This is a genomic window from Streptomyces sp. NPDC030820 (genome assembly GCF_055572075.1).
In genome coordinates this window covers 70,503-83,565 of record NZ_JBVIEB010000006.1, presented here as the reverse complement: position 1 = coordinate 83,565, position 13,063 = coordinate 70,503, and the positions used below count along the sequence as shown (strand labels likewise).

8 protein-coding genes, 1 tRNA gene and 1 pseudogene are annotated in these 13,063 nt (G+C 74.0%); 5 read left to right on the top strand and 5 right to left on the bottom strand.

The window, feature by feature from the left end:
• Positions 1-18: 18 nt before the first annotated feature.
• From ACZ418_RS17905 to ACZ418_RS17895, 3 genes are all read left to right on the top strand, one after another.
• Positions 19-1,035 carry a 4Fe-4S dicluster domain-containing protein gene (locus tag ACZ418_RS17905; RefSeq protein WP_468363382.1) on the top strand — a complete coding sequence of 339 codons (1,017 nt, stop codon included), beginning with the start codon at positions 19-21 and terminating at the stop codon, positions 1,033-1,035.
• Entirely contained in the window at positions 1,032-2,057 is a 1,026-nt protein-coding gene (gene nrfD / locus ACZ418_RS17900) for an NrfD/PsrC family molybdoenzyme membrane anchor subunit (RefSeq protein ID WP_468363379.1), read from the top strand. The genes ACZ418_RS17905 and nrfD overlap by 4 nt, the downstream gene beginning before the upstream one ends.
• 179 nt (positions 2,058-2,236) lie before the next feature.
• Positions 2,237-3,754, top strand: coding sequence for an MFS transporter (locus ACZ418_RS17895; RefSeq protein WP_468363377.1), 1,518 nt, complete (start codon positions 2,237-2,239; stop codon positions 3,752-3,754).
• A 297-nt stretch (positions 3,755-4,051) separates the two neighbouring features.
• Here ACZ418_RS17895 and ACZ418_RS17890 read toward each other — a convergent pair whose 3' ends face one another.
• Entirely contained in the window at positions 4,052-4,732 is a 681-nt protein-coding gene (locus tag ACZ418_RS17890) for a haloacid dehalogenase type II (RefSeq protein ID WP_468363374.1), read from the bottom strand.
• Positions 4,733-4,991: 259 nt separating this feature from the next.
• Here ACZ418_RS17890 and fdh point away from each other — a divergent pair, with 259 nt between their 5' ends.
• The gene (gene fdh / locus ACZ418_RS17885; RefSeq protein WP_468363372.1) at positions 4,992-8,252 is read left to right on the top strand and encodes a formate dehydrogenase; all 3,261 of its coding nucleotides are present in this window, start codon (positions 4,992-4,994) and stop codon (positions 8,250-8,252) included.
• Between the two features lie 5 nt (positions 8,253-8,257).
• Here the strand turns inward: fdh and selD are convergent, their stop codons facing one another.
• Positions 8,258-9,277: a selenide, water dikinase SelD gene (gene selD, locus ACZ418_RS17880; RefSeq protein WP_468363370.1), complete on the bottom strand. Its 1,020-nt coding sequence runs from the start codon at positions 9,275-9,277 to the stop codon at positions 8,258-8,260.
• A gap of 37 nt (positions 9,278-9,314) precedes the next feature.
• Here selD and ACZ418_RS17875 point away from each other — a divergent pair.
• Positions 9,315-9,407 (top strand) — tRNA-Sec (locus tag ACZ418_RS17875).
• 35 nt (positions 9,408-9,442) lie between these two features.
• Here the strand turns inward: ACZ418_RS17875 and ACZ418_RS17870 are convergent.
• The 3 genes and pseudogenes from ACZ418_RS17870 to ACZ418_RS17860 all read right to left on the bottom strand — a co-directional run.
• A pseudogene (locus ACZ418_RS17870) lies at positions 9,443-11,185 on the bottom strand (SelB domain-containing protein); the annotation flags it as partial.
• Entirely contained in the window at positions 11,185-12,474 is a 1,290-nt protein-coding gene (selA, locus tag ACZ418_RS17865; protein WP_468364372.1) for an L-seryl-tRNA(Sec) selenium transferase, read from the bottom strand. The gene selA and the pseudogene ACZ418_RS17870, both read right to left, overlap by 1 nt.
• Positions 12,450-12,860 (bottom strand): hypothetical protein, encoded by a 411-nt coding sequence (locus ACZ418_RS17860; protein WP_468364409.1) that lies wholly within the window; start codon positions 12,858-12,860, stop codon positions 12,450-12,452. Before ACZ418_RS17860 ends, selA begins: the two co-directional genes overlap by 25 nt.
• Between the last annotated feature and the right edge of the window lie 203 nt (positions 12,861-13,063).

Here is a 13,063-nt window from a genome sequence, read left to right as displayed (position 1 = left end):
AGCGAGGAGGTACGGGCGATGAGGGACGGCGACGAGGTCCGCGGACATCTGTGGTACGGCCCGCAGCCGGACGTGGCCGGGGACTCCGGATACCCCGGCGCCCCGCCGAGGATGGGCTTCTTCACCGACACCTCGGTGTGCATCGGCTGCAAGGCCTGCGAGGTGGCGTGCAAGGAGTGGAACGCCATCCCGGAGGACGGTCTGGTCCTGACCGGCATGTCGTACGACAACACCCAGAGCCTGGGCGCCGACACCTGGCGGCATGTGGCCTTCATCGAGCAGCGGGGGCCGTTCGGCGGGCCGGAACCCGGGGTCGCGCACGAGGACGTCGACGTGTTCGCCGCCGCCGCCCGCCTCGGCACCGATGCCTCCTCCCCCGGCCCGGGAGCCGCCACTCCCCCGCCCGGGCAGGCCCCCGAGGGCGCGCCCGCCGGACAGATCTCCCCCCTGTCCCCGGACGGCCGCACCGAGCTGCGCTGGCTGATGTCCTCCGATGTGTGCAAGCACTGCACGCACGCCGCCTGTCTGGACGTGTGCCCCACCGGCGCACTGTTCCGCACCGAGTTCGGCACGGTCGTCGTCCAGGAGGACATCTGCAACGGCTGCGGGTACTGCGTGCCCGCCTGCCCCTACGGCGTCATCGACCAGCGCAAGGACGACGGCCGGGTGTGGAAGTGCACGCTGTGCTACGACCGGCTCGGCGTCGGCATGGAGCCCGCCTGCGCCAAGTCCTGTCCCACCGACTCCATCCAGTTCGGCCCGCTGGACGAACTGCGGGAACGGGCACAGGCCCGGGTGGCGCAGCTCCACGCGGCCGGCGTGACCGACGCACGGCTGTACGGCGAGAGCCCGGACGACGGGGTCGGCGGCGACGGCGCGTTCTTCCTGCTGCTGGACGAGCCGGAGGTCTACGGCCTCCCGCCCGACCCGGTGGTCACCACCCGGGACCTGCCCGACATGTGGCGGCACGCGGCACTGGCCGCCGGCGCGCTGCTGGCCCTGGCCCTGGGCAGCTTCGCGAGGAGGCCGCGATGAGCGAGTCGGACGTCACCCGGGACGGCGTACAGGGCGCACGGCCCGGCAGGGAGGCGCCCACGGGCGCGGGCGGGGCCAGGGGCAGGGGGCGCCGCCGACATCGGCGCGGGCGGGGCGAGCAGCCGATGGTTCCGGACGCCGCGTTCTCGTCGTACTACGGCAGGCCCGTGCTGAAAAGGCCGACGTGGAAGCCCCTGGACATCGCCGGATACCTGTATCTCGGCGGTCTGGCCGCGGCGTCCTCGCTGCTCGCGGCCGGGGGCCAGGTCACCGGGCGGCCGGGGCTCGCGGCTCCCGCGAAGCTCGGGGCCGCCGGGGCCATCTCCCTGTCGCTGGCCGCGCTCGTCCATGACCTGGGCAGGCCGGCCCGGTTCCTGAACATGCTGCGCGTCTTCAAACCCACGTCCCCCATGAGCGTGGGCTCGTGGCTGCTTGCGGGGTACGCGCCGCTGACACTGACCGCCGCGGCGACCCAGGTGGCGGGCCGGTACCGGCTGCTGGGCTCGGCCGCGACGGCGGCATCCGCCGTCCTCGCCCCGGCCGTGGCCACGTACACGGCGGTGCTGCTGTCGGACACGGCGGTGCCGTCCTGGCACGAGGGCTACCGCGAGCTGCCGTTCGTCTTCGCGGGCTCCGCCGCCACCGCGGCCTCCGGCCTGGTTCTGGTCGCGGCTCCGACCGCTCAGGCGGGGCCGGCCCGCCGGCTGGCCGTGCTCGGGGCGGCCCTGGAACTGGGCGCGTTCCGGGCGATGAAGCGCCGCATGGGCCTGACCGCGGAGCCCTTCGAACAGGGCAGGCCGCACTTGCTGCTGCGCGCGGCGCAGGCGCTGACGGCGGGCGGTACTGCCCTCGCCGTGTGCTGCGGGCGGGACCGGCGCCTGGCGGCGGCGGCCGGAGCGGCGCTGCTCACCGGCTCGGCGGCCCTGCGCTTCGGCGTGTTCCACGCCGGGGTTGCCTCCGCGGAGGATCCGAAGTACACCGTCGTACCGCAGCGGGAGCGGCTGGAGCGGCGCGGCCGCTGACGGCGTGGCCACCGGACGGTCGGCATGGACCGCGCCAGGGGCGCCGGTGGCGTGTGCGGCCTCGGGGGTTCGCGGCCTGCCGACAACACGGTGCGGTGTGTGTTGCGTGCCCCGTGGGGAACTTGGTCCGCCCCGGCGGCGCCGGTGATCCGGGGCCGGGCCTGGCGAGAGGAGCCCATGTGACAGCGTCGGGGTCAGCGGCGGACGGCCGGCACCCGGGCGCCCAGGAGGCCGGTTACGAGCCGGATCCGCAGCGGTGGCGGGCCCTGTGGGTCACCTTGGTGGCCGGCTTCATGAGCCTGCTGGACGTGACGATCGTGGCGGTCGCCCTGCCCACGATCCAGCGCGATCTGCACGCCTCCCCCGCGCAGGTGCAGTGGGTGGTGTCCGGATACGCCCTCAGCTTCGCCCTGGCCCTCGTCACCGCCGGCCGGCTCGGCGACGCCCTGGACCGGCGCCGCATCTTCCTGCTGGCCCTCAGCGGTTTCGTGGTCTTCAGCGCGGCCTGCGGAGCGGCGCCCGGCATCACCCTGCTGGTGGTGGCCCGGCTCGCCCAGGGGCTTGCGGCGGGCTTCATGGCCCCGCAGAACTCCGCGCTCATCCAGCAGATGTTCCGGGGCGCCGAACGCGGCCGTGCCTTCGGCTTCTTCGGCGCCACCGTCGGCATATCGTCCGCGACCGGACCCATCACCGGCGGCGCCATCCTCGCGCTGGCCTCCGGCGCCCAGGGCTGGCGGTGGATCTTCTACGTCAACGTCCCCATCGGGGTCCTGGCCGTCCTCCTGGGCCGCCGCCTGCTGCCCCGCACCCGGCGGTCCGGGCGGGGACGCGTGGACCTGCCCGGCGTCCTGCTGCTCGGCCTCGGCGTCCTCGCGGTGATGTTCCCGCTGGTCCAGGCGGACTCCGGCGGCATCGGGCGCGTGTGGTGGCTGTTCCTCGCCGGCGTGGCGATCCTCGCCGTCTTCGCTCAGTGGCAGCGCCACCTCGTCGCACGGGGTGCCCAGCCGCTGCTCGACCCGCGCCTGTTCACCACCGTGCGCGGATACGCCGTCGGCGCCGGAGTCGGCACGCTGTACTTCATCGGGTTCAGCGGTGTGTGGCTGGTCTTCGCGCTCTTCTACCAGCACGGTCTGGGCTTCTCCCCGCTCCGGTCCGGCCTCGCCGTGACTCCTTTCGCGCTGGGCTCGGCGGGCGCGGCCGTGGTCGCCGGCCGGCTGGTGGACCGCTTCGGCCGCCTGCTCACCGTGTGCGGCCTGACGGGCGTGATCGTCGGCCTCGGGGGCACCGCGCTGCTGCTCCGTCTCGCGCCCCTCGGCATCGCGCCCTGGGTCGCCGCCCCGGTGCTGTTCCTCGGCGGCGTCGGCGGCGGCTGCGTGGTCTCCCCCAACATCACCATGACGCTGCGGGACGTGCCCGTGCGCATGGCGGGTGCGGCGGGCGGCGCCCTGCAGACGGGTCAGCGGCTGGGCGCCGCGGTCGGCACCGCCGCCCTGCCCGGCTTCTTCTACCTGGTGCTGGGCAGGAGTCACGACTACCGAGGCGCCCTCGTCACCGCGCTGGGCGCCGCCCTCGTCGGCATGGCGGCGTCACTGGCCCTTGCGACATCCGACTGGCGACGCGACCGGCGCACGCGCCCGGCACACCGGAAATGCCCGGACGAGGTCGCCCACAGCCCCATGCACGCCCGCCAGACCTGACCAAGCCCGGAACCCGACCACGGACGCCAGCCCAGACCGCCCCTCCCCCATCGCAGCCACCAACGCAGCAACTGGCAGCACACAAAGCCAGAACCACACGAACAGCCCTGCTCACACGACCCCGAACCGGGCCACCCACAGCCCCATGCACGCCCCCAGACCCGTGCACGCCCCCCCAGGCCTGACCAAGCCCCGGACCCGACCACAGACGCCAGCCCAGACCACCCCTCCCCCATCGGCAACCACCAACGCGGCAACCGGCAGCACACAAGGCCAAGACCACACGAACAGCCCTGCTCACATGGCCGCGAGCCGGGCCGCGAGGTCCGGCAGTGCGGTGGCGGTCAGGTCGGCGGGGCGCACCGTCGTGGGGTACGGACGTGAGGTCCGGCGCAACCAGGCGGTGGCCAGGCCCGCGCGGGCGGCGCCGTCGATGTCCCACGGGTGCACCGAGACCAGCAGTGCCGCGCCGGCCGGCACACCCATGGCGTCCAGCGCGTAGGCGTAGGCCTCCCGCGCGGGCTTCCAGCGGCCCGGCCCCGCGACGTCCAGGTGTCTTTCGAAGCAGTCGGTCAGTTCGGCCCGGTCGAGCACCGCGCGGGTGGTGTCGGCGGAGCCGTTCGTCAGGGTCGCCAGTCGGTACCCCGCCGCGCGCAGGGCCCGCACTCCGCCGGGCACGTCCGGGTGCAGGGGCAGCTCCGGGAGTCCGGCGAGGACGTGTGCGGCGGCGTGTTCCGGGTCGGTGGCGCTGTCTTCGCCGGCCGCCAGCGCCCGCAGCCCGTCCCCGGCGACGGCCGCGAAGGGCGCATGGCCTCCGGCGAGGGTCAGGGCCACGCCGTCGCGCAGCACCCCGGCGAACCAGGCGGACAGCAGATGGCCGGGCGGACCGACGTGTTCCAGACGGTCGGCGAGCGGAGTCATGTCGGTGAGCGTTTCGTTGACGTCGAACACCAGGACGCGTGGGCGGTCAGCGGGCAAGGGGATCACCTCCGGGCGCGGACACGGCGATCCCCTGCGCCTCCCGTTCTTCCCGGTTCGCCCAGGACTTCGCCCAGGACCAGGCGACAGCCGCAGCGGCGATACCCGCGGGCAGCACGCCGACGATCACGACCGGGACCCACCGGATCCGTTTGGCCCCGCCCGGCCGGGGTACTCCCCACCGCCGCGAGAGATGCCGTGACCGCGCAGATGCGGGAAGATCGAGGGACCGACGACGGACCGACCGGGAGGAGTGGCTGTGGGCGTACGCACCTGGATCGACTCCTGGCCGGTCTACCGGCAGTTGACGGGCACCGATCCGCTGGGCCGGGGCGCCGCGGCGAAGAGCGGGCACAGCGAGCGGCTGGAGCCCCGGGTGGCCACGGCCGACCGGGTGGTGAAGTCCGTCTGCCCGTACTGCGCGGTGGGCTGCGGCCAGAACGTGTACGTCCAGGACGGGAAGGTCACCCAGATCGAGGGCGACCCGGACTCCCCGATCTCGCGCGGGCGGCTGTGTCCCAAGGGCGCGGCGAGCCTGCAGCTCACCACCGGGGACGCCCGCGAGCACCAGGTCCTCTACCGGCGTCCGCACGGCACCGAGTGGGAGCGCCTGGACCTCGGCACCGCGATGGACATGATCGCCGACCGGGTGATCGAGGCGCGCCGGGCGGGCTGGCAGTGGGAGGTCGACGAGACCCGCACCCGCCGCACCCTCGGCATCGCGAGCCTCGGCGGGGCCACGCTCGACAACGAAGAGAACTACCTGATCAAGAAGTTGTTCACGGCGCTCGGCGCGATCCAGATCGAGAACCAGGCGCGCGTTTGACACTCGTCCACCGTTCCCAGTCTGGGAACCTCGTTCGGACGCGGCGGCGCGACCACCTTCCAGCAGGACCTGCAGAACGCGGACTGCATCGTCATCGAGGGCTCGAACATGGCCGAGTGCCATCCGGTCGGGTTCCAGTGGGTGATGGAGGCCAAGGCGCGGGGCGCGAAGGTGATCCACGTCGATCCGCGGTTCACCCGCACCAGCGCGCTGGCCGACCTGCACGTGCCGCTGCGCGCGGGCACGGACATCGCCTTCCTCGGCGGAATCATCAACTACGTGCTGGAGCACGAGAAGTACTTCCGCGACTACATCGTGGCCTACAGCAACGCCCCGGTCATCCTGCGGGAGGACTTCCGCGACACCGAGGACCTGGCGGGTGTGTTCTCCGGCCTGGACGCCAGGAACCGCTCCTACGACAACGGCAGTTGGCAGTACGAGGGCACCGAGATCCAGGCGGCCTCCGGGGAGCGCGACCAGGAGTACGAGAAACGCACCCGCGGCGGCAGTTCGGTGACCGAGGCGGCACGCGGCGAGGCGCACGGGGCCGGCGGCGCGGTGATCCCCGAGGGTGAGCCGGAGCGCGACGAGACACTGGCCCATCCGCGCTGTGTCTTCCAGGTGCTCAAGCGGCACTACGCCCGCTACACAGCGGAGATGGTCGAGGAGATCTGCGGGGTGCCGCGGGATCTGTTCCGGCAGGTGTGCGAGCTGGTCACGGAGAACTCCGGCCGCGACCGGACGACGGCCTTCGCCTACGCGGTCGGCTGGACCCAGCACACGGTCGGCGTGCAGTACATCCGGGCGGCCTGTGTCCTGCAGACCCTGCTCGGCAACATCGGCCGGCCGGGCGGCGGCATCCTGGCCCTGCGCGGACACGCCTCCATCCAGGGCTCCACGGACATCCCGACCCTGTTCAACCTGCTGCCGGGCTACATCCCGATGCCGCACGCGCACCAGAACCAGGACCTGGACGCCTTTGTGCAGGCCGACGCGGCCCACAAGGGTTACTGGGGCAACATGCGCTCGTACCTGGTGAGTCTGCTCAAGGCCTACTGGGGTGACGCGGCGCGGGCCGACAACGACTTCTGCTTCGACTACCTGCCCAGGCTGACCGGCAGCCACTCGGCGTACGAGACGACGATGGCCCAGCTGGAGGGCACCTGCAAGGGCTATTTCCTGTACGGCGAGAACCCGGCCGTCGGCAACGCCAACTCCAAGCTGATGCGGCTCGGCATGGCGAACCTGGACTGGCTGGTCGTCCGGGACTTCTCGCTGATCGAGTCGGCTACCTGGTGGCAGGACGGGCCCGAGATCGAGACAGGTGAGCTGCGCACCGAGGACATCCGCACCGAGGTGTTCTTCCTGCCGGCCGCCGCGCACACCGAGAAGGACGGCAGCTTCACCAACACCCAGCGGCTGCTGCAGTGGCACCACCAGGCGGTCGAACCGCCCGGTGGGTCCCGCAGCGACCTGTGGTTCACCTACCACCTGGGGCGGATCATCCGGGAGAAGCTCGCCGGGTCCACCGACGAGATGGACCGGCCCGTACTCGACCTGGCCTGGGACTATCCGACGCAGGGCCGGCTCGCCGAACCGGACGCGGAGGCCGTCCTCGCCGAGATCAACGGCCATGACGCACAGGGGAATCCGCTGTCCTCCTACGAGGAGCTGAAACCGGACGGCTCGACGTCCTGCGGCTGCTGGATCTACTGCGGTGTCCGCGCCGGCGGCGTCAACCGGGCCGCCCGCCGCAAGCCCGGCCGGGAGCAGGACTGGGTGGCCGCCGAGTGGGCGTGGGCCTGGCCCGCCAACCGGCGGATCCTCTACAACCGCGCCTCCGCCGACCCGCAGGGCAGGCCCTGGAGCGAGCGCAAGGCGCTGGTGTGGTGGGACCCGGAAAAGGGCGAGTGGACCGGGCACGACGTGCCCGACTTCAAGAGGGACAAGTCGCCCGATCACGAACCGCCGCCGGACGCGACCGGTCCGGCAGCGCTGTCCGGCACGGACCCGTTCATCATGCAGGCCGACGGCAAGGCCTGGCTGTACGTGCCGTCCGGACTCACCGACGGCCCGCTGCCGGCCCACTACGAGCCGCAGGACTCGCCGTTCCCGAACCTGCTCTACGACCAACAGCGCAATCCGGTACGGCAGTTGTTGCCTGCGCTGCCCGACAACCGCTACCAGCCGAGCGGCGGTGAGCCCGGCTCGCAGGTGTTCCCGTACGTGGCCACCACGTACCGGCTCACCGAGCACCACACGGCGGGCGGCATGTCCCGCTGGCAGCCGTATCTGGCCGAGCTGCAACCGGAGTTCTTCTGCGAGGTCTCCCCGGAGCTCGCGGCCGAGCGGGGCCTGGAACACACCGGGTGGGCGACGATCGTCAGCGCTCGTGCGGTGATCGAGGCGCGGGTGCTGGTGACGGACCGGATGGCGCCGTTGACGGTGCACGGCCGCAGGCTGCACCAGGTGGGGCTGCCGTACCACTGGGGCCCCAACGGCTACAGCACCGGGGACGCGGCCAACGAGCTGCTGCATCTGTCCCTGGACCCGAACACGCACATCCAGGAGTCGAAGGCGTTCGCCGTGGACATCCGGCCGGGCCGCCGGCCCCGGGGTCCGGCGTCGGTGGAGCTGGTGCGGGCCTACCGGGCCCGGGCGGGCATCGACGAGCACACGGGAACGGAGCCGTAGCCGCCCTATCGGAGGACGATCGAGTGGGATCCGCGCGGCACCAGCTCCCCCACCACCGGCGCCCCGGGCACCTCGCCGGCGACCAGCAGCCCCCCGGAGGTCTGGGCGTCGGCCAGCAGCAGCCGGGTGTCGGCGTCGGTGTCCCCGAAGTCGGTGTGCGGGGCGACCCATTCGAGGTTGCGCCGGGTGCCGCCGCTGACGTACCCGTCCCGGACCGCCTCCCGGGCGCCGTCCAGGTACGGGACGGCGGCGGTGTCGATCACGGCGGTCACGCCGGAGGCCCGTGCCAGCTTGTGCAGATGGCCGAGGAGACCGAACCCGGTCACGTCGGTGGCGCAGCCGGCCCCGGCGGCGAGGGCGGCCTCGGCGGCGTCCCGGTTGAGCGCCGTCATGGTGGCGACGGCCTGCTCGAACCGCTCACCGGTGACCTTGTGCCGGTTGTTCAGCACGCCCACGCCGAGCGGCTTGGTCAGCGACAGCGGCAGCCCGGGCCGGCCGGCGTCGTTGCGCAGCAGCCGCTCGGGGTCGGCGAGGCCGGTGACGGCCATGCCGTACTTGGGTTCCGGGTCGTCGACGCTGTGCCCGCCGCCGACATGGCAGCCGGCCTCGGTGGCGATGTCCAGGCCGCCGCGCAGCACCTCGCGGGCCAGGTCGAAGGGGAGCCGGTCGCGCGGCCAGGCCAGCAGGTTCACGGCGAGCACCGGTCGGCCGCCCATCGCGTACACGTCGGACAGCGCGTTGGCGGCGGCGATGCGCCCCCAGTCGTAGGCGTCGTCCACGACCGGGGTGAAGAAGTCGGCCGTGCAGACGACGGCGGTCCCCCGATGTGTGACCACGGCGGCGTCGTCGCCGGTGGAGAGCCCGACGAGCAGCGGCGTGTCGCCCCCGGCGAGCTGGGGCACGGACAGCCCCGCCACCACCTCCTCCAGCTCTCCGGGCGGGATCTTGCAGGCGCAACCGCCGCCGTGCGCGTACTGGGTGAGCCGGACGGGCGCCGGGTGGATCGGCGGGGATGTCGATGTCATGGTGGCGGTCTCCTGGGGCAGTAGCCTGACGAGCGGTGGAGGCGTGTGGGTGCCTGGTGGCCCTCCCGGTCTTCAAAACCGAGGGGCCCGAGGATCTCGGGCCGGCGGGTTCGATTCCCGTCCGCCTCCGTTCACCGTTTCGGTACGGCAGCGCCGGCGCTGGTCGTCGACGCGCTCGGTGTGTCCCCGCGCGTCCAGGAACTCCAGCAGGGGTACGGCGACCCGCCGGGTGGTGTCCAGCGCGCGCCGGGCCTCGCTGAGCGTGAACGGCTGGGGCAGCGTGCGCAGCACGGCGGCGGCCTCGGCGTCGGCGCCGGGCAGCAGTACGACACCGTCGGCGATCCGCAGCAACGCACCGGCCGCGACAGCGGCGGCCAACACCTGGCGATTCAGGCCGAGTTCGGCGAGCCGGCCGGCCTCGGGGGCACGGAACGGCGTACGGGCGAGGTCCTCGCGTACGGCGTCCACGGCGGCTCGGACGGACGGGGGCAGGCCGGGGCGGTGGGCGCCGGAGGCGTACAACCGTCCTTGCCCGCTTCGGAGTCGGGGCGTGGCGTCGGCCAGGGCGGCGACGAGGGCCCGGTCCGGGAGACCGAGCAGCCGGCGGGCCGCCTCGGCGGGCAGGCCCGGCTCCAGCGGGTGTTCCCTCGCGTACCGTTCCACCTCGCGGGCCAGCCGGTCCTTGAGGGCGGTCCAGTACGTGTCGTCCGCCAGCCAGTCCCCCGTGACGGGTTCGGCGGGGGCCGGGAAGCCCATCGCCAGCAGGTCGGCGCGCCGGATCAGTCCGCGGCGGCGCAGTTCGGCGGCACCGTCGGGGCGGCCGGTCAGGGCGGCGAGTTCGGCGGCACGGGCCCGGCCGGCGCCGCGCCGGGTCAGCCGGGGCGGTCGTACGTCGAGGACGGTGGCCCCGCAGGGCATGCGGCTGCCGCCGGGTTCGCGCAGCACCGCGCGGTCGCCGACCCGCAGCGGCAGGCCCCGGGCGAGGGTGAGCCGGGCGGTGTCCTCGCCGAGCGGGCGGAAGGTGACGGGCACGGCGGCGGTGCCGATGTGCAGGGTGACCGAGCGGGGCAGGTCACGGACCGGCTCGCCGCTGACCCGTACGTCGAGCACCGCGCTGCCCAGCCAGCGGTCGGGGGTCAGCAGCACCTGCCCCCGGCGCAGTCCGTCGGCACCCCGGCCGTGCACATTGACCGCCACCCGGGCCACCCCGCTGACCGCCGTCCGCTCCTCGTGCAGGGTCTGCAGCCCGCGCACCCGGAGCACGGCCGAGCCGTCCCCGGTGACCAGCCGGTCGCCGACGCGCAGGGTGCCCGCACCGAGCGTGCCGGTCACCACCGTGCCGTGTCCGCGCACGGTGAAGGCCCGGTCGAGCCACAGCCGTACGTCGGCGTCCGGGTCGGGGTCGGTCAACTCGCTTGCCAGACATGCCAGTTCTCCGCGCAGCTCGTCCAGTCCCACACCGGTGACCGCGCTCACCGCGACCGCGGGGACCTTGCCGAGACAGGTCCTGGCCAGCCGCTCGACGGCGTCGATGCGTACGGCTTCGGGGTCGGAGAGGTCGCTGCGGGTCACGGCGAGGACGGCGTGCCGGACGCCGAGGGCGTCGAGGACGGCCAGGTGCTCCTCGGACTGGGGCTGCCAGCCCTGGTCGGCGGCGACCACGAACAGCACGGCGGGCACCGGTCCGACCCCGGCCAGCATGGTCGGCACGAAGCGTTCGTGTCCGGGCACGTCGACGAAGGCGAGGTGGTCCCCGTCCGGGCCGAGCCGCGTCCATACGAAGCCCAGGTCCAGGGTCAGCCCCCGGCGGCGTTCCTCCTCGTAGCGGTCGGGCTCCATGCCGGTGAGGGCCCGTACCAGGGCGGACTTGCCGTGGTCGACATGGCCGGCGGTGGCGAGCACCCGCATCACGTCCGCCTCTCCCCTCCCGGCCGGGCGCAGCGCACGGCATCGGCCAGCCGTGCGTCGTCCCGCTCGGGCACCGCGCGCAGATCCAGCAGGCAGCGGCCCGCCTCCAGCCGTCCGACGACGGGGACCGGGCCGGTGCGCAGCGCGGCGGCGTACGGCTCGGGCAGGGAGAGCGCCGCGCTGGGCAGGGTGACTCCGGGGGCGCCACCGCCGCCGACGGTGGCGGCGGACTCGACGGCCCGTACGTCGACGCCGTCGGCGGCGAGAGTGCCGGCGAGCCGGTCGGCACGGGCGCGCAGGACGGCCGGGTCGGCGGTGAGGGCGAGGGCGGTCGGGGTGGCCGGACCGGTGAGGGTGGCCTCCAGGGCGGCCAGGGTCAGCTTGTCGACGCGCAGGGCCCGGGCCAGTGGGTGCCGGGCGAGGGCGCGGACCAGGTCCTGCTCGCCCAGCAGCAGCCCGCACTGGGGGCCGCCGAGCAGTTTGTCGCCGCTCGCGGTGACGAGGGCGGCGCCCGCGCGGAGTTCGGTGTCGGCGTCGGGTTCCTCGGGCAGTGCCGGATGCGGGGCGAGCAGCCCGGAGCCGATGTCGACGACGACCGGGACGCCGAGACCGGTGAGTTCCGCGGTACCGGCGGACCGGGTGAAGCCGGTGATACGGAAGTTGGACGGATGCACCTTGAGCACGAACCCGGTGTCCGGGCCGATCGCCGCTGCGTAGTCGGCCGCGGTCGTGCGGTTGGTCGTGCCGACCTCGCGGAGCCGGGCGCCGGTCGAGACGAGCAGGTCAGGCAGCCGGAATCCGTCGCCGATCTCCACCATCTCGCCCCGGCTGACGACGATCTCCCGACCGGCCGCGAGGGCGGTGGCGGCGAGCACCAGGGCGGCGGCGCCGTTGTTGACGACGTGCGCGGCGCCGGCGGACGGCACGCGCGCGTGCAGGGCGGCGAGGGCGGAGCGGCCGCGGCGGGCGCGTACCCCGGTCGCCAGGTCCAGTTCGACGTCCGTGGGCCCGGCGGCCTCCTGGACGGCCTGCCGGGCGGCGGCCGACAGCGGGGCCCGGCCGAGGTTGGTGTGCAGCAGCACCCCGGTGGCGTTGATCACGGGGCGCAGTCCGCTCGCGGTACCGGGCAGCAGGGCCACGGCCGCCTCCGGCACCTGCTCGGGCAGGATGCCGCCCTCCCGGGCCCGCTCCTGCGCGGCGCGTACGGCAGCCTTCACCACACGGGCACCGAGCCGGTCCACCGCGGCCGACAGTCGGGGATCGCTCAGCAGACGGTCGGTGCGCGGGATACGACGACGGGCGTCGGTGCCCTCGGGTGGCCGTAGGGCGCGATCCGCCGGCCGTTCGACGTGTTCCGGCTGTCGTTCGGGGCGATCCGGTTGTCGGTCGGGGCGATCTGGAGGCAGTACGGCGTGATCCGCCGGCCGTCCGGCGTGATCCGGTTGTCGTTCGGGGCAATCCGGTTGTCGTTCGGCGCGATCCTCAGGCAGTACGGCGTGATCGGGTGGTCGTTCCGCGTGGTCCGGTGGTCGTTCGGTCGTGCCGTCGCGCCGTTGCGCGCCGGTGGCGCCGGACCCGGCCGCTCCGGTGTGCCGGTCCGCCGCGCTCGCCGTCCGCTGCTCCATGCCGCGCCGCTCCCTCCGGTCCGGCCCGGGCCCGTCCAGCCCCCGCCCATCGTCCCCCAGTGCCCCGGACCGGCCGTTCGACACGCCGGAGGGGTGTTGGCGGCGGCCACCGCCCGGGTAGTCGCCGTCGGGCGGGGGTCAAGGCCGCCACGCGCCATGTCTGCGAGGCCGAGGCCGCCGCGGACATGCCGCCGGGCATCCCGGGCGGCTACGGCACGACCGGCGGCGCGGCGCCGGTGGCACCGTCCGACCG